The following is a 20,764-nucleotide window of genomic DNA, read 5'->3' as shown; positions in this document are numbered from 1 at the left end:
TATAATACAAAAACTCAAAAGGGGAAAAATCATGTTTTCAAAATTTAGTGTGCGCAAGCCATATACGGTCATTGTGGGAGTCATCCTGGTAATCATTCTGGGCATTGTCTCTTTTTCCAAAATGACTACGGACTTGCTTCCGAGTATGGAACTTCCATACGCTCTTGTCATGACCACGTATCAGGGGGCTTCTCCTGAAGAAGTGGAGACTACGGTGACAAAACCGGTGGAGCAGGCCATGGCCACCATATCCAACATCAAACAGGTGGCATCTTCGTCCAGTGAGAATATGTCCGTTGTCTACATGGAGTTTGAAGGCGATGCCAATATGGATTCGGCAGCTCTTGACATGCGGGAAAAGCTGGATATGATCAAAGGATACTGGCCTGATAAAGTAGGCAACCCTACGATCATGAAATTGAATCCGGATATGATGCCGGTGCTTGTGACTGCGATTGATTCGGACAACAAAGATATGTCCGAGATCTCAAAGCTGATCAAAGACAAAGTTTCTCCGGGTGTGGAGGCCGTGGAAGGTGTTGCCTCTGTCGGTGAGACCGGAATGCTTGAAGAGAATATCAATGTCATCATCAACGAGGACAAGATCAAATCATTGAATAAAAAGATTCAAAAGGCTTTGGACGGCCAGTTTGATGAGGCGCAGGATGAACTGGACCGGGCGAAAGCAAAGCTTGACGGAAGCAAGGCACAGCTGAATTCCAAGAGAACAGAGCTCAACGATACCCTTGCGAAAGCACAGACGGCTTTAAACAGTGGGAAATTAAGCCTTGTCCAGAAGGAAGTAGAGGTCACAAGTGCGCTGACAAATCTTCAAAATCAGAAAAAAGCTTTGGAACTTGTAAAGCAGGCAGGGGAAGAAGGACTCAAACAACTGGAGGCACAGCTCAAAACTGTGACTGATCCCGCGCAGAAGGCGCAGCTCCAGGCTCAGATCACAGAGATTAAAAAGCAACTGAAAACAGCAGACAGTACCATAAAGACCCTGGATAAAAATATTGGAGTTTTACAGAAAGCATTAAAGCAGATCCAGGAGGGCAAAAAACAGATTGACGCCAATCTGACGACAGTGACCGCGCAGACCGCCAATGCCAACAGCCAGATGACATCAGGGGAGATCGGCATCGCACAGGGCGAATCTCAGATCGCTATGGGCCAGCAGCAGCTGGATGCCAGCAAAAAGCAGGCAAAAGCGGCGGCTGACATAAAAGATAAACTGACTGTGGACAATGTGAAAGCCATGCTGATCGCACAGAATTTTGAAATGCCTGCGGGATATATTTCAGAAGACAACACACAATATCTGGTCAGAGTCGGGGATAAAGTCACCAGTCAGGAAGATCTGGAAGACATGGAGCTGATGGATCTGGGCATTGATAACTTTGCGCCCATCCGTCTGAGCGATGTTGCAGATGTTGCCGTTGTCAACAATAAGAAGGACAACTACTGCAGAGTAAACGGAAATGATGCGGTAGTGCTGAGCATTCAGAAACAGAACAACTATTCTACTGCAGACGTATCAAAGCGGGTTTCTGAGAAGTTGGAAACGCTCAAAAAAGAGAACCCCGGGCTGCATTACACAAATCTGATGGATCAGGGGATTTACATAGATATGGTTGTTGGATCTGTTTTGCAGAACCTTGGAATGGGGGCAGTTCTGGCAGTGCTGATCCTGCTTGTGTTCCTAAAGGATATCAAACCGACTGCCGTTATCGCCTGCTCAATCCCGATCAGTGTAGTGTTTGCCGTGGTCATGATGTACTTCAGCGGTATCACCTTAAATGTTATTTCGCTTTCCGGCCTTGCGCTCGGAGTCGGTATGCTGGTGGATAACTCGATTGTTGTTATAGAGAATATTTACCGGCTGAGAAAAGAAGGGGTGCCGGTCAAAGAGGCGGCGATCGAGGGAGCAAAAGGGGTAGCCGGAGCAATTACCGCTTCAACGCTGACAACAATCTCCGTCTTCCTGCCGATTGTGTTTACATCAGGACTTACTAAGAAGCTGTTTTCCGATATGGCACTGACGATCGGATATTCACTGATTGCCAGTCTGATCGTTGCTGTGACTTTTGTGCCGATGATGTCCGCCGGAGTGCTTCACAAAGTGACGGAAAAGGACAACAAGCTGTTTGACGGACTTCAGTCTCTGTACCGCGGAGTCATGGATAAGGTGCTCAGAAGGAAATGGATCGCCATCGTACTGACACTCGCAGTGTTTGTGGGAGCAGTGATTGGGGCAACAAAGATTGGAACTTCCCTGATGCCGTCTATGGACAGTTCACAGATGAGCCTTACCATTGAGATGCCGAAGGGATCAGGCCTGAGTGATACGGCGGCTATGTCTGATACGGTCATGAAAAAAATTCGTGAGATTCCTGATGTAGATGGTGTCGGAGCCATGGTAAGCAGTTCATCAGGCATGGGAGGCACTTCATCGGGAAGCAAGGCAAGTCAGGATACAGCCAGCATGTATATCATGCTGAAAGAAGAAAAAAAGCAGACGAATAAAGAGATAAAAAAAGAGATCATAAAAAAGACAAAGAAATTCAACTGTGAGATCCAGGTACAGGAGTCCAACATGGATATGAGCGCCCTCGGGGGAAGCGGGATCGCCATTGAAGTCAAAGGAAATGATATGAAAACGCTCCGTAAAACAGCCAGTGATATTGCAAAAAGGGTGGAATCTGTCAAAGGCACAAAGAATGTCAGTGACGGACAGGAGGAGACGACTCCGGATATTCATGTCACAGTTGATAAAGCAAAAGCCGCAAAATACGGCCTCACGGTGGCGACTGTTTATCAGCAGCTCAATTCCAAGATTCAGGAGGGCTCCACAGCGACAACGATCAGCCAGAATGAGAGACAGTGGGATGTAAAAGTGTCCAATGATACCAAGGACAATATCACAAGAGCACAGCTAAAGAAAATGAAGCTCACAGGAACAAAGAAAGGAGAGAGCAAGGAAGTGGCACTTTCCAAAGTGGCCAGCTTCAGTGATACCGACAGTCTCTCCACGATCTCAAGATCAGCTCAGGAGAGAATACTGAATGTAACCGCAGAGCTTGAAGACGGGTACAATATCGGTATCGTCAGCCAGAATGTGAGCAAAGCGCTGAAGGGATACAAGGCGCCTGCAGGATACAGCTATAAGATGGCTGGCGAGATGGAATCCATAAATGATACGGCGGGGCAGGTAGGATTGATGCTGATCCTGGCAATCGCATTTATGTATCTGATCATGGTGGCACAGTTCCAGTCACTCAAGTCCCCTTTCATTATCCTGTTTACAATCCCTCTGGCATTTACAGGAGGACTGATCGGACTGTTTGTGGCGGGCAAGGATCTGAGTATCATTGCCATGATCGGTTTCGTAATGCTGTCCGGTATCATCGTAAATAATGGTATCGTTCTGGTGGATACCATCAATCAGCTTAGATATAAAGGTTACGAGCTTATGGATGCTGTCATAACTGCCGGTTCCATGAGAATCCGGCCGATTTTGATGACGGCGATCACGACAATTCTGGGTCTTACTACCATGGCACTGGGTCTTGGGTCCGGGGCAGAGATGGTACAGCCGATGGCTATCGTAACGATCGGGGGACTGATTTATGGAACTTTGCTTACATTAATCTTTATCCCTTGTATCTACCTGGTATTTAACAGAAAGAAGAAAAAGCAGAGCTCCTGATTTTCTTACAAATGTATTAAATAAATGTGCTTGGCTTTACATTTTGACGATGGAAAGCTATAATAAGACAAGAATCATGTCATGTATTATGACATGGTTTTTGTTTGTAAAGGAGTGAAACATGAAAAAATTGGATGGGTATTTATGGAATATAATTCCCAAATATGCAGTACTCCCCCTGATCTGTTCTTTCACTTTTAATTCACTGATTTATACGGGTACACAGATTCTGTGCAGGGATTTAAAGCATTATGATTTTACCACGGCATTTGACCGTGCAGTTCCTCTGATACCGGGATTTACGAGTATCTATCTGATCTGCTATCTGTTTTGGGCTGTGAATTATATCATGATAGGAAGGATTGGGAAGGAGCATTTATACCGGTTCTTAGTAGGTGATTTTCTTTCAAGAATCATTTGCGGAATCTTCTTTGTAATGGTTCCGACAACTCTGGCAAGGCCCGAAATAACCGGAACCGGGATCTGGGATCAGATGCTGAATCTGGTTTATACGATTGATCCGTCGGCAAATTTGTTTCCATCCATTCATTGTCTGGTCAGCTGGTTTTGTTTTGTAGGCATACGAGGACAGAAAAAAGTTCCTGTTTGGTACCAGTGTTTTTCCTGTGTTTTTGCAGTTCTGGTATGTATTTCCACGCAGGTTACGAAGCAGCATTACATCATCGATCTTATTGCAGGGGTACTGCTGGCAGAGGCTATGTATCTGGTCGGACAGAAGACGGACTGGTATCTGAAGCTGCAGAGCATGTTTACAAAGATCAACCGGGGAGTACATTTGGAGAGGGCAATCGACAAAGAGGTAGGTTATGGAGATTAAGAAGCGCTGGATTGGCAACGGCATCTTCTTTTTTGCACTGTTTGGGCTTACATTTTATGCAATTTTTCGTGGAAAAGAGCTGCCGGAACTTTTAAAGGTCATGAGAAGCGTCAGTCCTGTTTACTATATATCAGGCTTAGGTCTGATCATCGTGTTTGTATGCTGCGAAGCTTTTATCATATACAGAATGTTGCGTGTGCTCCGGTACCGCGTGCCGAAAAGGCACTGCATTCTTTATTCGTTTGTAGGATTTTTTTTCAGCTGCATTACGCCGTCGGCCACCGGAGGACAGCCGGCTCAGCTTTACTATATGAACCGGGATAAGATCGACGTTTCGGTGGGAACCGTAGTTTTGATGATTGTTACAATTTTATATAAGTTTGTATTGGTATTCCTGGGAGCAGCGATCTTTGTTTTCCGGCACAGCCTGATTACAGACTATATATATCAGGTAGCATTTTTCTTTTATCTCGGGATCGGACTGAATGTTTTCTGCGTCGCACTGATGCTGATGCTGGTATTTGAACCAACGCTTGCGTCCAGGGTGCTTCTGGCAATGATACGGATGCTGGAAAGGATTCATATCCTTAAAAAGAAAGAAGAGCGAATCCGCAAAATCGAGGACTGGATGCAGGACTACCATAAGACAGCTGCGGTCATTAAAGAATATAAACTGATGATTTTTGAGATGTTTTTGGTGACATTAGTACAGAGAATTCTGCATTTTTCCATCACATATCTTGTCTATAAGGCATTGGGACTCTCTGCACTTGGATTTGTTGATATTGTAGCACTTCAGTGTGTCATATCTATCTCGGTTGATATGCTTCCGCTTCCGGGGGGAATGGGAATCAGTGAAGGCTTGTTTTTAAGTATTTTCCAAAAGATATTCAGGAGCAGTTTGCTGTATCCGGCAATGCTGCTGAGCCGGGGAATCAGTTATTATGCTCTGGTGCTGATCAGCGCATTCTTGACTTTTGTGGCTCATGTGACAATAAAGCGTAAGGAATAGAGGTTTAGTTATGATAGGATTTTATAATGTATCAGTGATACTGACATATGCAGGCGTCGTCAGTGCTGTGTTCGGTATGTCAGCGGCATTTAACGGAAACTTTAAAATAGCAATGATTTGTCTGATGATCTCCGGATTTACAGATATGTATGACGGAACCGTCGCAAAAATGATCAAACGCTCCGATGACGCAAAGAAATTTGGAATTGAGATTGATTCCCTCTGTGATTTGATCTGTTTTGGAGCGTTTCCTGTCGTCATAGGTTATTCCATGGGGATGGACGCCTGGTATGCAAAAATCATATATATGATGTATATTTTAGGAGCGGTGATCCGGCTGGCATTTTTTAATGTTACCGAAGAACAGAGACAGGCAGAGACAAGCGAGAGAAGAAAACATTACCGGGGACTTCCGGTCACATCGGTAGCATTGATCCTGCCTATCGTATATCAGCTGAAGAGGTTTTTTACAGCACAGTTTCCTTACATATATCTGCTGGCAGTACTGATCATTTCTCTGCTGTTTGTGATTGATTTCAGTGTGTTTAAGCCGGGAAAGAAGTGCATGTTCGCATTTGTGATTATTGGCATCCTGATAGCCGTCAGAATATATTTTCTTTAAAGGAGACAGGTAATGAAATATGTGGACCAAAAAGGCCGCTGTTATGAGGAAGAGACTTTTCAGGATAAATTCCTGAAGCTTCTTTACGGAACTTACATCGGCCGGATAAAATTAAAGATTCTCACAAAGCCCTGGGTATCCAGACTGGGAGGGCTTTTTCTGAGTACAGGCTGCTCAAAGTGTATGATCGAGCGGTTTGTCAGAAAAAATAAGATCGATATGAGAGAGTATGAGGACAGGATCTATACGTCTTATAATGATTTTTTTACAAGAAGGATCAAGCCGGGAAAGCGGCCGCTTCCTGAAGATCAACACATCCTGTTCAGTCCGTGCGACTGTAAAGCAAGCGCATACCGCATAACAGAAGACACGTCATTTTGTGTGAAAGATACGGTCTATACCGTGGAGTCATTGCTGAGGAGCAGAAAGATTGCTGACCATTTCAAAAACGGCTACGCAGTCATTCTACGCCTTACAGTCGATGATTACCACAGGTACTGCTATTTTGACAACGGCATAAAGAGCAGGAATTATTTCATAAAAGGGGCATATCACACCGTGAATCCGACAGCCAATGACTATGTGTCTGTCTATAAAGAAAATGCCAGGGAATTTACCATGATGAAGACGGAGCATTTCGGCGATGCAGTCCAGATGGAAGTGGGGGCTCTGATGGTAGGACGGATCGTAAACCATCACGAAGAAGGCATCATGCGCCGCGGTATGGAAAAGGGATATTTTGAGTTTGGAGGCTCCACCATCGTTCTGCTTTTCAGAGGCGATAAGGTAGACATTGATGAATGTTTATTGGAAAGAACGAAAGACGGATGTGAGACAAAACTAAAACAGGGCCAGCGTTTAGGCGTGGCACAAAACCAAAGTCTGCAATCATAATTGTAGGCTTTTTCTGTTTTATAAATTGAGTCAGCGGCATGATTCGGGATTTAGGGAGGAAGAGGAAAATGCTTAATTATCATGAACTTTCAAAAGAACTGCAGAAGGAAATCATCAGGGACCGGCAGGAGGGCTGGAAAAACCCCTGTGCATGTACGGATGAACAGGTGATCCGGAAAAACCGGGAGAGGGATAAAGCCAGCCTCTGGAGACCGGCTTTTGTCCGGGATGTGGAAAAGATCATCCACTCTCCGTACTATAACCGGTATACAGATAAGACCCAGGTATTTTCGTTTTTTCTGAATGACGATATATCCAGAAGATCTCTGCATGTGCAGCTTGTCTCAAGGATTGCAAGGAATATCGGTAAGCTCCTCGGCTTAAACTGTGACCTGATCGAGGCGATCGCTCTCGGACACGACATCGGACACACGCCGTTCGGACATGCGGGAGAGCGGTATTTGGATGAGCTTTATCATGAGAAGACAGGATGCTGTTTCCAGCACAATATTCAAAGCGTGCGGGTGCTTGACGGGATGTTTGAACGCAACCTTTCGCTGCAGACATTGGATGGAATCCTCTGTCACAATGGAGAATTTGAACAGCAGGAGTACCGCCCCTGCCGGATGGATACTTTTGAAGAGTTTTATGAGAAGATGGAAAACAGCAGTCAAAACAAAGACTATATTAAGACTCTGATACCGTCGACTCTGGAAGGATGTGTGGTCAGGATATGCGATATGGTTGCCTATCTGGGCAAGGACCGGCAGGACGCGAAGAAAGCAAAGCTTATTGAGAGCAGTGATATTTTTACTCAGGGGGAGATCGGAGTAGAGAATGCGGAGATCATCAATAACATGATTGTAAACATAGTTGAAAACAGTTACCGAAAAGACTATATTATGCTGGATTCAAAGTATTATGATGCCATGAAGATCGCCAAGAAAGAAAACTATGAACAGATTTATTTCAACAAAAAATTGGACCGTATTTATTCTGAAAATGTGGCTCCGATGTTCCGGGAAGTCTATGAAAAGCTATATGCGGATTTGATCAGGGGGGATGAAGACTCGGTGATCTTCAAACACCATATAGAATTCGTGGAGGAGGCCAGGTCCTATTATGAGACGTCCAGGCCCTATACAGAAGAGGAGCCGAACCGGATTGTGACCGATTACATTGCGAGTATGACAGATGATTATTTTGTAGATCTTTATCATCACTTATTTCCAAAGGGGAAATACTATGTGAATTATAAGTCATATTTTGAAAATTGATATCAATAAAAACTTGACAATTTAAGAGAAGTTGCGTATGATAAATCTATAAATGATATTGGTTATCAAATTTGCAGAGGTACGGCAGAGAGGCAGATGCGAATGGGAGGCAGTATGACCACAGAACTTAGCCGGGAAAGAATCATAGAGCAGCTTCGGGAGCAGGGACTCAGGATCACGAGCCAGAGAAAAGTGATCCTGGATGTGATCTTAAAAAATAATTGTTCCTGCTGCAAAGAAATCTTTTATGAGGCGACTAAGATAGATCCTGCCATAGGCAGAGCGACTGTCTACCGGATGATGAATACACTGGAAGAGTTAGGAGTCATCGACCGGGGAAAACAGTATGAGATCTGTTATGAGGGATTATTCGGGACGGAGAAGGATCAGACGAGTCTGCTCACAAAAGAAGAGATAAAAGAACTCCCCAAGGATATATGGTATCCTGCCCTGAAAAAAATGCTCAGGGCCCTTGGCGAGATCAAGAATGAAGATATTTCCGTCGTTGTAAAAGTCAGCCGGAAAAGCAGTTAAAAGTGTGTCCCCGCCGGAGACAGTGCTGTCAAAGCATTGTCTCCGGCGGGGATTTTTTGTTTTTCAACGGTGAGACTTTATGTTATAATACATTCTAGGTTATTTTAAAATAAAGTATGAGAAAGAGGTCAATCATGGGAAAATATTTTGGCACTGACGGCTTCCGCGGAGAGGCAAACATCGATCTTACGGTGGAGCATGCATATAAAGTAGGAAGATTTTTGGGATGGCACCTGGGCAAGGAAAAGAAACGCCCGAAGGTAGTTATCGGAAAGGACACAAGAAGAAGCAGCTATATGTTCGAACACGCGCTCGTAGCCGGACTCACGGCTTCCGGAGCCAACGCCTATATGCTCTATGTGACCACGACTCCGAGTGTATCTTACGTGGTCCGCACGGAACAGTTTGACTGCGGCATTATGATCTCTGCCAGCCATAATCCTTACTATGACAATGGGATCAAGCTGATCAACGCCAAGGGACATAAGATGGATGCGGAAGTCGAAGAACAGATCGAGGCATACATTGACGGCAAAATCGGGGAACTTCCTTTTGCTACGAAAAGCGACATCGGAAGGGCGAAAGATTACGCATCAGGAAGAAACCGATACATAGGATATCTCATCTCCCTGGCCACACGGTCATTTAAAAATGTAAAGGTCGGACTGGACTGTTCCAACGGAAGCTCCTCAAGCATTGCAAAGAATGTATTTGAGACACTGGGCGCGGAGGTCTATGTGATCAACAATGAACCGGACGGTACAAATATCAACACCAACTGCGGTTCCACTCATATAGAGATCCTCAAGGGATTTGTAAAAGAGAACCATCTGGATGTGGGATTCGCATACGACGGCGATGCGGACCGCTGTATTGCCGTGGATGAGAACGGGGCAGAAGTAAACGGCGATCTGATCCTGTATGTATGCGGAAAATATATGAAAGAGCACGGTGCTCTCAATAACAATACGGTCGTTACAACGGTCATGTCCAATCTCGGCCTTTATAAGGCATTTGACCGGGCCGGTATCGACTATGAAAAAACAGCGGTGGGAGATAAATATGTGTACGAAAATATGTCCAGAAACGGACACGGCCTGGGCGGTGAACAGTCAGGGCATATTATTTTCAGCAAGTTTGCGACTACCGGAGACGGGATTCTGACTTCTTTAAAGATCATGGAGGCCATGCTGGAACAGAAACAGTCACTTGGACAGCTGGTAAAGGATGTGGATATATATCCACAGATTCTTGAGAACGTCAAAGTCCGGGATAAAAAAGACGCCAGGGAAGACGCAGACGTGATTACAGCAGTGGAAGCTGTGGAGAAGGAACTCGGAAATGACGGAAGGATTCTTGTAAGGGAGAGCGGAACGGAACCTTTGGTGCGTGTCATGGTGGAAGCTAAAACTCACGAGATCTGCAGGGAACATGTGGACCGTGTAGTTAAAGTCCTGCGCCAAAAGGGACACGTCATCGACTGATTTATGGAAACATTGTACGCAGATATTATCATCAATATTTCGCATGAGGCACTGGATCGGGTATTTCAATATCGAGTGCCTTTTTCCTTATGTGATCAGATCCGGGTCGGGCAGTCCGTTCGGGTGCCGTTTGGAGCAGGAAACCGGGAACAGAAGGGATATGTTGTCAGGCTTTCGGATAGGGCAGATTACGATCCTAAGAAAATAAAGGAAATTCTGTCCATAGAAAAAGACAGTGTGGACGCAGAATCCAGGATGATTAAGCTCGCCTACTGGATTCGGGAAAACTATGGGTCTACCATGATCCAGGCACTGAAGACCGTGCTTCCCGTGCAGGATAAAATGAAACAAAAAGAAAAAAAGTCTGTCAGGCTCTTACTGGCAAAAGATCAGGCTCCCGGTCTGCTGGATGAATATTTAGGCAGGCATTACGCTGCAAAAGCCAGGCTGCTGGCTGCTCTTATGGATGAGCAGACGGTTTCCTGGGAGCGTGTGACGAAATGCCTGAAGATTCCGAGGACAACGGTTGCAGGTATGGAACAAGACGGTATAATCCGCGTCGAAACAGAAAAGTTTTACCGGAATCCCGGCCCCAGCGGGATGGAGGCGGAAGATGCCCTGCCCCTGAATGAGAGTCAGGAGAAGCTGATACAGGAATTCAAAGCAGATTACGCAGCAGGGGAGAGGAGAACGTATCTTCTCCACGGGATTACCGGAAGCGGGAAGACAGAAGTCTATCTGGCGGCAATCGAGGAAGTTGTCAGAAAAGGGAAACAGGCTATCGTGCTGATCCCGGAGATCGCTCTTACGTACCAGACGGTCTGCCGTTTTACGAAGCGGTTCGGAGACAGGGTGTCCATCCTTAATTCCAGACTCTCCAAAGGAGAAAAATACGATCAGTGGCTCCGGGCAAAGAATGGGGATGCCGATATTATCATTGGTCCCAGATCTGCACTGTTTGTGCCGTTTCCAAATCTTGGGCTGATCATCATTGACGAAGAACATGAGGGCAGTTATAAAAGTGAGCAGACGCCCAAATACCACGCAAGAGAAGTGGCTCTGGAAAAAGCGGACATGGAGGGCGCGGCGGTGATTTTAGGGTCCGCAACGCCGTCTCTTGAGAGCTATCAGAAGGCACTTGACGGGGAATACAGGCTCTGGACGCTGAAAGACCGGGCAAAAGAAGCGATCCTGCCCGATGTGTATATAGAAGATTTAAGGGAAGAATTAAAGCAGGGGAACCGCAGTATGTTCAGCAGAAGGCTCTATGAACTGATCGGAGACCGGCTTCGGAAAAAAGAGCAGATCATGCTTTTTTTGAATCGGAGAGGATATGCCGGGTTTGTCTCATGCAGAAGCTGCGGCACTGTGATGCAGTGTCCCCACTGCGATGTATCGCTTACGTATCACAGGGACGGGAAGCTCCGCTGCCATTACTGCGGATATGAAGAAGCGATGCAGGACGTCTGTCCTGAGTGCGGCAGTCCATTTATCGGAACGTTCGGACTCGGCACTCAAAAGGCAGAGGCCGCTATAAGGAAAGAATTTCCGGAAGCAAGAGTGCTCCGGATGGATATGGATACCACAAAAAGAAAGCACAGCCATGAAGAGATTCTAAAGACTTTTTCGGAAGGCCGGGCCGATATTCTTGTGGGCACGCAGATGATTGTCAAAGGACACGATTTTGCAAACGTCACTCTCGTCGGAATCCTGGCAGCGGATTTATCTCTGCATGCCAGTGATTTCCGTGCAGCAGAACGGACATTCCAGCTTTTGACTCAGGCAGCCGGCCGGGCAGGGAGAGGCGATAAAGCCGGAGAGGTTGTCATACAGACCTATTCGCCGGAACATTACTGTATTGTCACAGCGGCAGCCCAGGACTATGAAGAGTTTTACCGCCAGGAGATATCCTACCGGACGATGCTTTGCTATCCTCCGGTTTGGCAGATGCTTACAGTCCTTCTTGCCGGGCCTTCGGAAGAGGAATGCAAAAAGACGGCACAGCGCATGGCCAGGGTGATTCAGAATTCGGGCATCCGCGTCATCGGACCCGGCGAGGCCTCTCTGGCAAAAGTCAATGATATTTACCGGCAGGTGCTGTACGTAAAAAAGAAAGATTACAAGGAACTTATGAAGGTGAAAGACCGGCTGGAACTGTGGATCGACCGGCAGGAATTGCCCAAAGACATTCATATCACATTCGATTTTAATCCTATGAGCAGTTATTAACAAAGAATATTTGAGAAGGAGAAGTATTCATGGCAATCAGAAACATCAGAAAAATGGGGGATGAAGTCCTCAGAAAACCATCAAAAGAGATTAAAGAAATGACATCCAGAATCATGCTGCTGATCGATGACATGTTTGAGACAATGTATGAAGCATACGGCGTGGGACTGGCCGCTCCTCAGGTGGGAATCCTGAAACGGCTGGTGGTCATCGACACATATGAAGGCCAGCCGCTGGTCCTGATCAATCCTAAGATCGTGGAAAAAGACGGCGAACAGATCGGAGACGAGGGATGTCTGAGCCTTCCGGGGAAGGTTGCAGTCGTAAAGCGTCCGAACCATGTGGTATGTGAAGCGCTGGACCGGGATATGAACCCGATCAGAGTGGAAGGAGAAGGACTTCTTGCGAGGGCGATCTGCCATGAACTTGACCATTTGGACGGAATCCTTTATCCGGATGTGGCGGAAGAACCGGTGAGAGATGTGGAAGAGGAAGAGTAAGGAGGATACGATGAACGTAGTATTTATGGGAACGCCGGAATTTGCGGTGCCTACGCTGGAGAAGCTGATACAATTTCATCATGTGGCTGCGGCAGTTACGCAGCCCGATAAGCAGAAGGGAAGGGGAAAGAAACTTTCTTTTCCGCCGGTGAAAGAGGCTGCATTGAAACATGGAATCCCTGTCCTTCAGCCGGCAAAAGCCAGAGATGAGAAATTTATAGAAGACCTTGAACATCTGGCTCCGGATGTCATCGTAGTTGTCGCATACGGACAGATTTTGCCGGAGCGGATACTGAATATCCCCAAATACGGATGTATCAATGTCCATGGGTCACTTCTTCCGAAATACCGCGGAGCGGGACCGATCCAGTGGGCCGTCTTAAACGGTGAAAGGGAAACGGGAATTACGACCATGTATATGGAAAAGGGTTTAGATACGGGGGATATGATAGATAAAGCAGTCATCCCGCTGGATAAGAAAGAAACATCCGGAACCCTTCATGACAAGCTAATGGCGCTGGGCGCAGACTTATTGCTGGAGACATTAGAGAAATTAAAAGATGGGACGGCGGTAAGGATCAAACAAAATGACAATGAGAGTTCCTATGCCCCGATGCTGAGCAGAGAGATGGGGAAGATAGAGTTCACGAAAAATGCCGCTGAGATTGAACAGTGGGTGCGCGGACTGAACCCATGGCCGAGTGCTTATACGGAGCTTGGAGGGAAAACACTGAAAATATGGGATGCGGACGTCGTTTCCTATGACGGAGGAGAGAGACCCGGAACCATTATTGAAGTGACTAAAAAACAGATGATTGTGGCCTGCGGTCAGGAAGCATTAGCACTCAATGAAATCCAGCTTTCCGGGAAAAAGCGGATGTCAGTCCAGGCATTCTTGGCAGGCTCCAAGGTAGATGCCGGAACGGTATTAGGAGAATAATATGCAGAATCCAAGAGAATCGGCTTTAGATGTTCTGATGAAAATAGACAGAAAAGAGGAACTGTCCCATATTGCCATCGGAGAGACACTGGAAAAGTATCAGTTTAGTGAAAAGAAGGACCGGGCTTTTTTTACAAGGCTATGCCAGGGAACTCTGGAGCGCCGCCTGACCATTGATTATGTGATTGATCTGTATTCCAAGACGAAGGTAAGGAAAATGAAGCCGCTGGTGCGTTCACTGCTCCGCATGGGTGCCTGCCAGATTCTGTTCATGGATCACATCCCTGACTCCGCGGCATGCAATGAATGTGTGAAGCTGGCCAAAAAGCGGGGCTTTTCAAAATTATCCGGCTTTGTAAACGGTGTTTTGAGAACAATTTCCAGACAGAAACAAGATATCCCGTTTCCAGACAGGGATAAGGATTTTGTAAAGTATCTGTCCGTTGCCTGTTCCATGCCGGAATGGATCATCCGTCATTTTCTGCGTTCTTATACAGAGGAAGAAACAGAAACGATCGTGAGTTCTTTCCTGGAGCCAAAAAAGACAACGGTTTCATGGATGGAAAGCAACGGCTCCAGAGAAGAACTGATCGCTTCCCTGAAAAAAGATGGTGTGGAGGTGGAAGACGGAAGACTACTTCCGGAGGCAATTCGTATTTCTAACTATGATTTTCTAAAGCGTATTTCGGCATTCAGAGAAGGCCGTTTTATCGTGCAGGATGAAAGTTCCATGCTGGCCGGAAAGGTCGCAGATCCAAAAGAGGGACAGAAGATCCTTGATATTTGCAGCGCTCCGGGAGGCAAAGCACTGTATGCGGCAGACAAACTCCACGGAACGGGGCAGGTTCTGGCCCGGGATCTGACGGATTACAAAGAAGTACTGCTGAAAGAAAACATCGAACGTGTGGGATTTGAAAATATCCGTACTCAGATCTGGGATGCCAGAATTCCGGATGAACGTCTGGCAGAGTCTATGGACGCTGTACTGTGTGATGTCCCGTGTTCCGGACTTGGGATTATGGGAAAAAAGCAGGACATTAAGTACAATCTGGAAGAATCCGTTTTGGAAGACCTTGTGAAACTGCAGAGAGAAATATTAAAAACAGCCCTATCCTATGTGAAGCCGGGAGGAAGCCTGCTTTTTTCTACATGTACGATCAACCCGAAAGAAAATGAAGAAAATTTCAGGTGGATTGCGGGACAGAACGGATTTGAGCCGGTAGACCTGACGCCTTTTCTCCCCAAAACCCTTGACATTAAGACGGCCGGAGAGGGGTATATCCAGCTGCTGCCGGGAATTCATCCGTGCGACGGATTCTTTATCGGAAAACTTAGGAGAACAAAATGAGAGATCTTAAATCAATGACACTGGAAGAACTGGAATTTGCGGTGGAAGAACTGGGAGAAAAAAAGTTCCGTGCAAAACAAATATTTGAGTGGTTCCATAAGAGGCTGGCATCCTCTCTTGATGAGATGAACAATCTGCCGAAAAATCTGAAAGAAAAACTTCAAAAGGAATATGAAGTAGCGGAACTGAAAGAAGTGGAAACCTATGTATCCAAGATTGACGGTACAAGAAAGTATTTATTTCAGCTGAATGATGGGAATATTATAGAAAGTGTCCTGATGAAATACAAGCACGGCAATTCGGTGTGCATTTCGTCACAGGCCGGGTGCAGGATGGGATGCAGATTTTGTGCGTCTACCCTCGGGGGACTGGACCGCAGCCTGCTCCCTTCAGAAATGCTTGGACAGATTTATTATATCCAAAAAGATACCGGGGAACGGGTGTCCCATGTGGTCGTTATGGGAACCGGGGAACCTTTGGATAACTATGAGAATCTTTTAAAATTTATCAGACTTTTGACCGACGAGAAAGGACTGAATTTAAGTCAGAGGAACCTGACGGTGTCTACCTGCGGACTGGTGCCGAGGATACGGGAATTGGCGGATGAAAAGCTTCAGATGACGCTTGCGATCTCACTTCATGCCTCCAATGACGAAATGAGGAAATCCCTGATGCCGGTGGCAAATCAGTATTCTATGGAAGAACTGCTCTCTGCCTGTAAATATTACTTTGACCGGACGGGACGGAGGATCACGTTTGAATTCAGTCTTGTGGCAGGAGTGAATGACAGCTCCCGGAATGCCAGGGAACTTTGCCGCTTTTTAGGCGGATTTCCATGCCATGTCAATCTGATCCCAGTCAATCCTATCAAGGAGAGAGACTTCCGGCAGTCTATGCCGGAGTTTGTGAACGACTTCAAAAACATACTTGAAAAAAATCGTGTAAATGTTACCATAAGAAGAGAAATGGGCAGAGATATCAATGCTGCCTGTGGACAATTAAGAAGAAAGAAGCTGGATTCTGTGGAAAAACAGGAAATTCGCACAAAAAAGGAGAACTAAGATGCAATCCGTTGGAACTTCTCACAGAGGAAAGGTACGGTCTGAAAATCAGGACACCATCTTTTACTCTGATGAACCCGTAGGACAATTAGATAATTTATATATCGTTGCGGACGGCATGGGAGGCCACAGGGCAGGAGGTTTTGCGTCCTCTTTTGCGGTCAGTCGTTTTGTGGAATTTATACGAGAGATTGAGAATTCAGATCCTATTGAGATCATGAAGGAAGCACTGCAGAAAGTGAGCAGTGAGATATTGCTGAAGTGCGAGGAAGAAGAATACGCGGGCATGGGAACAACTATGGTAGCGGCCACTGTGACAGAAGAGAGTATTTTTGTGATGAACATTGGAGACAGCCGTCTGTATTTTGCAGATCAGGATCTTGTCCAGGTGACCACAGACCATTCTTTTGTAGAAGAATTGGTGAAGGCCGGAGAGATTGAGCGCAGACATATGAGGCAGCATCCAAAAAGAAATCTGATCACGAGAGCGATCGGCGCAGGTATTGAATCTGTTCCCGATTTTTTTGAGCTGCCGAAGAAAGACGGATATTTACTTTTGTGCAGTGACGGATTGACGAGCATGATTGCGGATGATGAAATCAAAGAACTCCTGTTGGATCACAGTCAATTGGAAAATAAGGCAGGCCAGTTGGTGAACAGGGCTAACGAATATGGCGGCAAGGACAATATATCCCTGGTGATCGTTGCGCTGGGGGAGCGAGGTGAGATCACATGTTAGAAACAGGAACCATTTTAGGAGGACGCTACGAAATCCTGAAAAAGATTGGTACTGGCGGGATGGCTGACGTATACATGGCAAAGTGCCATAAACTGAACCGGAACGTTGCTATCAAAGTGTTGAAAAATGAATATGTAGATAATGAGAAGTTTTTAAAAAAGTTTCAGGTGGAAGCAGAGGCGGTCGCAAGACTGGCCCACCCCAATATTGTGAACGTATATGATGTAGGCCAGGAAGACAGTGTCAATTACATTGTCATGGAATTGGCAGAAGGCATTACCCTGAAGGAATATATTATGAAAAAGGGGCATCTTTCCGCAAAAGAGACCGTAGAATTGTCTCTTCAGATAGCTTCAGCGATCGGGCATGCCCATGGGCATCACACGATCCACAGGGATATTAAGCCCCAGAATATTCTGGTCTCAGATTCCGGTCAGGTAAAAGTCACGGATTTTGGAATAGCAAAGGCGGCCAATTCCAATACGGTCACATCCACGGCCATAGGATCGGTCCATTACATTTCTCCGGAACAGGCCAAAGGAAAGTACTGCGATGAGAAGAGTGATATTTATTCTCTGGGGATTACAATGTATGAGATGGTCACAGGCCAGGTCCCTTTTGACCACGAAAATGGGGTTACCATTGCTCTGATGCATCTCCAGAATGAAATTACGCCACCGGGAGAACTGATCGGAGATATTCCGGAAAGCCTGGAAAAGATCATTCTCAAATGTACCATGAAAAAACCGGAAGACCGGTATCAGTCTGTGAACGAACTGATAGAGGATTTAAAGTTGGTTTTCGAAGACACGAAAGGAAGCTATGTAGGCATGGCGCCCTTTGTGGACGATTCGCCGACTCAGATGCTTCACACAAAAGAGTTTGTAAAACCGGAGGAGATGGAAGAAGAACCGGAAGAGGAATCCGGATTTGTGGATGACGACGATGAGGAAGAGCCGCGGGGCATGAATTCCAAGATTGAAAAGCTGGTTGTCGTCCTGGCCGCTGTGGTGGGAGCCATTATTCTCATATCCATCATTGTACTGGTCATTAACAGTTCAGGGTTGTTCCGCTCAGGGGATAATGCCGGCACAGAGAAACTTACGACTACGGAAGAAAGCACCACGGAAAAGCTTGAGAAGGTACCGGTTGAAAACTATGTGGGAATGACTTACGATGCGGCGTTGGCATCCATCGATGAAGATCTGAAAGTGGAGCGCAAAACAGAGGCTTCATCTTCTTATGAGGCGGGATATATCATCCGCCAGAGTCTGGAGTCAGACCAGGAAGTGGAAAAGGGAACGACCATTGTATTGACTGTCAGTACCGGCGAGAGCAAAATTGAGGTGCCGGATATCCGCGGGTACAGCCAGAAGTCTGCCACGAAGATCCTTTCAGACCAGGGATTCAAAGTTTCTGTGTCCACCAAATTCAGTTCCAGTGTCAAGGAAGGTGATGTGATTTCTCAGTCTCCGGGAGCGGGGAATAAAATTTCCAGAGGCTCCAAGGTGACGATCACGGTCAGCAAAGGTGAGAACAAGGTCACAGTGCCGGAAATCGTATTTAAGACCGCAGATGATGCGAGAGAAGAGTTAAGCAGAGAAGGACTAAAGCTGATCATTTCTTCCCAGAAGTACGACAGCAGGGTGCCGGAGGGATGTATTATCAGTCAGTCACCGAAAGCCGGGAAAAAAGTTACAAAAGGGACAGGAATCGGCGTGGTCGTAAGCCTGGGAAAGCAGCCGACAACAGAATACACCATAGATAATACAGAGGAGTAAGATCAGTTCATGCAGGGAAGAATTATCAAAGGAATCGCAGGGTTTTATTATGTTGACACGGGCAGCAGTTTATATGAGTGCAAAGCAAAAGGCATCTTCAGAAACCGGAAAATGAAGCCGCTCGTGGGAGACATGGCAGAGATAGAAGTCCTGGATGAAGAAAAAAAGCTGGGAAATCTGACAGAGATACTTCCAAGGATGAACGAATTAATCCGCCCGGCTGTCTCAAACATCGATCAGGCGCTGGTTATTTTTGCAGCCAAGAATCCAAAACCAAATTATAATCTGCTGGACCGGTTTTTGCTTATGATGGAGAAGCAGAGAGTCCCTGCGGTGGTCTGTTTTAATAAGACGGATCTGGCCAGAGAAAAGGAATTGTCTGTTCTCATGGACGTATATAAAGACTGCGGCCACCGGGTGATCTTTACCAGTGTCTCCGACGAGACGGGACTTTCGGAGATCAGGGAGGCCGTAGAGCACAAGACAACCGTGCTTGCAGGCCCTTCCGGTGTAGGGAAATCTTCTATGATGAATCTTTTGTATCCGGATGCGAACATGGAAACCGGAGCGGTAAGTGAAAAGATTCAGAGAGGAAAGCATACGACCAGACATTCGGAGCTGATCCGGGTGGGAGAAGACACTTTCGTCATGGACACGCCGGGCTTCAGTTCTCTGTTTGTGGATATGTTCGAGGAAGACGAGATTAAATATTATTTTAAAGAATTTGAACCCTATGAGGGACAATGCCGGTTCCAGGGTTGCAGCCATACTCATGAACCTGGCTGCGGTGTCAAACAGGCACTGGCGGCTGGAAGGATCAGCGAGACTCGCTATGACAACTATGTACTCATCTACAATGAATTAAAAGAAAAGAGAAAATGGTAATGCATATCTTAATTTTAACAGGCGGAGATTTGGACAGGGTCTTCGCCCGTTCTTATATTCAAACGCAGAAATTTGATAAAATTATTGCTGCGGACAAAGGACTTTTATACGCAGAACAGATCAAAATCCGCCCGGATTTCATATTGGGTGACTTTGACAGCTGTCCGGAAGAAACGGTAAAACGATTTAAACAAGAAGATATTATGATTCTTCCCAGAGAGAAAGACGATACGGACACGGGGATCGCTGTGGAACAGGCAGTCCGCATGGGGGCTGCAAAGGTGACGATTCTTGGGAGCACGGGCACCAGATTAGACCATGTGCTCGGGAATATGGGACAGCTTGTATATGCACTAAAACATGGAGTGGAGGCATATATAGTGGATTCACATAACCGCATCCGGGCAGTGGACCGTCCTCTCAGCATAAATAAAAAAGAACAGTTTGGGAACTATATCTCCCTCATTCCGGTGGGCACGGTGACAGGAGTGACGCTTCATGGATTCTATTACCCGCTGAATGACGATACGCTTGTATTCCATGAGACATGGGGAATCAGCAATGAACTGGCAGAGGAAACGGGAAAGATTGAGATGAAAACCGGGACTTTGCTCGTGATAGAAAGCAAAGACTAGAGGGTGCGGGGTGGACGTGCTGTGCACGATAAGTTATACGAAAACAGAGTCATTTGCACTTCTTTTAGTCTTTGTTTATATGTTTGTAATGATGTTTCAGGCCAAGGGAATCATGACGCTTTCTTTTTTGGGAAATGATCAGAGATCACTTTGGATCCTTGCACCGGCGCTGGCACTATTATGGTTTACAAAGACCATTGCCCCGGAGATCGAGCAGAAAGATAAAGAACGCATCGAAAAAAGGAAGAAAAAGTTTAAGAACCGGGCTAGATAGCG

The 20,764-nt window shown here is 46.2% G+C and carries 18 protein-coding genes; all 18 read left to right on the top strand.

Annotated elements, in window-relative coordinates; translation table 11 throughout:
• The first annotated feature begins 31 nt into the window (after window positions 1-31).
• The 18 genes from QGT46_RS03030 (at window position 32) to QGT46_RS02945 (ending at window position 20,762) form a co-directional block, all read left to right on the top strand.
• Complete coding sequence (locus tag QGT46_RS03030; protein WP_148459661.1) at window positions 32-3,709, top strand: efflux RND transporter permease subunit; 3,678 nt, start codon at window positions 32-34, stop codon at window positions 3,707-3,709.
• A 121-nt stretch (window positions 3,710-3,830) separates the two neighbouring features.
• Window positions 3,831-4,547: a phosphatase PAP2 family protein gene (locus QGT46_RS03025; protein ID WP_024726818.1), complete on the top strand. Its 717-nt coding sequence runs from the start codon at window positions 3,831-3,833 to the stop codon at window positions 4,545-4,547.
• Window positions 4,537-5,559: a lysylphosphatidylglycerol synthase transmembrane domain-containing protein gene (locus QGT46_RS03020; RefSeq protein WP_024726819.1), complete on the top strand. Its 1,023-nt coding sequence runs from the start codon at window positions 4,537-4,539 to the stop codon at window positions 5,557-5,559. The genes QGT46_RS03025 and QGT46_RS03020 overlap by 11 nt, the downstream gene beginning before the upstream one ends.
• Window positions 5,560-5,569: 10 nt before the next feature.
• Complete coding sequence (locus tag QGT46_RS03015; RefSeq protein ID WP_024726820.1) at window positions 5,570-6,181, top strand: CDP-alcohol phosphatidyltransferase family protein; 612 nt, start codon at window positions 5,570-5,572, stop codon at window positions 6,179-6,181.
• A 12-nt stretch (window positions 6,182-6,193) separates the two neighbouring features.
• Window positions 6,194-7,075: a phosphatidylserine decarboxylase gene (locus QGT46_RS03010; protein WP_148459660.1), complete on the top strand. Its 882-nt coding sequence runs from the start codon at window positions 6,194-6,196 to the stop codon at window positions 7,073-7,075.
• 68 nt (window positions 7,076-7,143) lie between these two features.
• Window positions 7,144-8,352: a deoxyguanosinetriphosphate triphosphohydrolase family protein gene (locus QGT46_RS03005; RefSeq protein WP_148459659.1), complete on the top strand. Its 1,209-nt coding sequence runs from the start codon at window positions 7,144-7,146 to the stop codon at window positions 8,350-8,352.
• Between the two features lie 114 nt (window positions 8,353-8,466).
• On the top strand, window positions 8,467-8,886 hold the full coding sequence (locus tag QGT46_RS03000) for a Fur family transcriptional regulator (RefSeq protein ID WP_024726823.1): 420 nt from the start codon (window positions 8,467-8,469) through the stop codon (window positions 8,884-8,886).
• Window positions 8,887-9,020: 134 nt separating this feature from the next.
• Window positions 9,021-10,370 (top strand): phosphoglucosamine mutase, encoded by a 1,350-nt coding sequence (glmM, locus tag QGT46_RS02995; protein ID WP_148459658.1) that lies wholly within the window; start codon window positions 9,021-9,023, stop codon window positions 10,368-10,370.
• A 3-nt stretch (window positions 10,371-10,373) separates the two neighbouring features.
• Window positions 10,374-12,599 (top strand): replication restart helicase PriA, encoded by a 2,226-nt coding sequence (priA, locus tag QGT46_RS02990; RefSeq protein WP_148459657.1) that lies wholly within the window; start codon window positions 10,374-10,376, stop codon window positions 12,597-12,599.
• Between the two features lie 29 nt (window positions 12,600-12,628).
• Entirely contained in the window at window positions 12,629-13,099 is a 471-nt protein-coding gene (gene def, locus QGT46_RS02985; protein ID WP_024726826.1) for a peptide deformylase, read from the top strand.
• Window positions 13,100-13,109: 10 nt separating this feature from the next.
• Complete coding sequence (gene fmt, locus QGT46_RS02980; RefSeq protein WP_148459656.1) at window positions 13,110-14,039, top strand: methionyl-tRNA formyltransferase; 930 nt, start codon at window positions 13,110-13,112, stop codon at window positions 14,037-14,039.
• A 1-nt stretch (window position 14,040) separates the two neighbouring features.
• Entirely contained in the window at window positions 14,041-15,387 is a 1,347-nt protein-coding gene (gene rsmB, locus QGT46_RS02975) for a 16S rRNA (cytosine(967)-C(5))-methyltransferase RsmB (RefSeq protein WP_148459655.1), read from the top strand.
• A complete protein-coding gene (rlmN, locus tag QGT46_RS02970; protein WP_024726829.1) occupies window positions 15,384-16,448 on the top strand; it encodes a 23S rRNA (adenine(2503)-C(2))-methyltransferase RlmN in 1,065 nt (354 codons plus the stop codon). Before rsmB ends, rlmN begins: the two co-directional genes overlap by 4 nt.
• A 1-nt stretch (window position 16,449) precedes the next feature.
• Window positions 16,450-17,187: a Stp1/IreP family PP2C-type Ser/Thr phosphatase gene (locus tag QGT46_RS02965; RefSeq protein WP_024726830.1), complete on the top strand. Its 738-nt coding sequence runs from the start codon at window positions 16,450-16,452 to the stop codon at window positions 17,185-17,187.
• A complete protein-coding gene (pknB, locus tag QGT46_RS02960; protein ID WP_148459654.1) occupies window positions 17,181-18,968 on the top strand; it encodes a Stk1 family PASTA domain-containing Ser/Thr kinase in 1,788 nt (595 codons plus the stop codon). The genes QGT46_RS02965 and pknB overlap by 7 nt, the downstream gene beginning before the upstream one ends.
• 9 nt (window positions 18,969-18,977) lie before the next feature.
• On the top strand, window positions 18,978-19,853 hold the full coding sequence (rsgA, locus tag QGT46_RS02955) for a ribosome small subunit-dependent GTPase A (protein WP_148459653.1): 876 nt from the start codon (window positions 18,978-18,980) through the stop codon (window positions 19,851-19,853).
• Window positions 19,853-20,488: a thiamine diphosphokinase gene (locus QGT46_RS02950; protein ID WP_301589487.1), complete on the top strand. Its 636-nt coding sequence runs from the start codon at window positions 19,853-19,855 to the stop codon at window positions 20,486-20,488. Before rsgA ends, QGT46_RS02950 begins: the two co-directional genes overlap by 1 nt.
• 10 nt (window positions 20,489-20,498) lie before the next feature.
• On the top strand, window positions 20,499-20,762 hold the full coding sequence (locus tag QGT46_RS02945) for a hypothetical protein (RefSeq protein ID WP_301589484.1): 264 nt from the start codon (window positions 20,499-20,501) through the stop codon (window positions 20,760-20,762).
• Window positions 20,763-20,764 lie beyond the last annotated feature (2 nt).

This window comes from Anaerostipes faecis (genome assembly GCF_910574135.1).
GTDB classification, from domain to species: domain Bacteria; phylum Bacillota; class Clostridia; order Lachnospirales; family Lachnospiraceae; genus Anaerostipes; species Anaerostipes hominis.
The sequence above is the reverse complement of the archived record's forward strand: the minus strand, read 5'-3'. Positions and strand labels throughout refer to the sequence as shown.

Bases quoted from the DNA above. Each gene is read 5' to 3' on its own strand.
- QGT46_RS03000 (WP_024726823.1), top strand. From the start codon at position 8,467: ATGACCACAGAACTTAGCCGGGAAAGAATCATAGAGCAGCTTCGGGAG.
- rlmN (WP_024726829.1), top strand. From the start codon at position 15,384: ATGAGAGATCTTAAATCAATGACACTGGAAGAACTGGAATTTGCGGTG.
- QGT46_RS03010 (WP_148459660.1), top strand. From the start codon at position 6,194: ATGAAATATGTGGACCAAAAAGGCCGCTGTTATGAGGAAGAGACTTTT.
- QGT46_RS02950 (WP_301589487.1), top strand. From the start codon at position 19,853: ATGCATATCTTAATTTTAACAGGCGGAGATTTGGACAGGGTCTTCGCC.
- QGT46_RS02965 (WP_024726830.1), top strand. From the start codon at position 16,450: ATGCAATCCGTTGGAACTTCTCACAGAGGAAAGGTACGGTCTGAAAAT.
- def (WP_024726826.1), top strand. From the start codon at position 12,629: ATGGCAATCAGAAACATCAGAAAAATGGGGGATGAAGTCCTCAGAAAA.
- rsmB (WP_148459655.1), top strand. From the start codon at position 14,041: ATGCAGAATCCAAGAGAATCGGCTTTAGATGTTCTGATGAAAATAGAC.
- QGT46_RS03020 (WP_024726819.1), top strand. From the start codon at position 4,537: ATGGAGATTAAGAAGCGCTGGATTGGCAACGGCATCTTCTTTTTTGCA.
- QGT46_RS03025 (WP_024726818.1), top strand. From the start codon at position 3,831: ATGAAAAAATTGGATGGGTATTTATGGAATATAATTCCCAAATATGCA.
- QGT46_RS03030 (WP_148459661.1), top strand. From the start codon at position 32: ATGTTTTCAAAATTTAGTGTGCGCAAGCCATATACGGTCATTGTGGGA.
- QGT46_RS03005 (WP_148459659.1), top strand. From the start codon at position 7,144: ATGCTTAATTATCATGAACTTTCAAAAGAACTGCAGAAGGAAATCATC.
- fmt (WP_148459656.1), top strand. From the start codon at position 13,110: ATGAACGTAGTATTTATGGGAACGCCGGAATTTGCGGTGCCTACGCTG.
- priA (WP_148459657.1), top strand. From the start codon at position 10,374: ATGGAAACATTGTACGCAGATATTATCATCAATATTTCGCATGAGGCA.
- pknB (WP_148459654.1), top strand. From the start codon at position 17,181: ATGTTAGAAACAGGAACCATTTTAGGAGGACGCTACGAAATCCTGAAA.
- glmM (WP_148459658.1), top strand. From the start codon at position 9,021: ATGGGAAAATATTTTGGCACTGACGGCTTCCGCGGAGAGGCAAACATC.
- rsgA (WP_148459653.1), top strand. From the start codon at position 18,978: ATGCAGGGAAGAATTATCAAAGGAATCGCAGGGTTTTATTATGTTGAC.
- QGT46_RS03015 (WP_024726820.1), top strand. From the start codon at position 5,570: ATGATAGGATTTTATAATGTATCAGTGATACTGACATATGCAGGCGTC.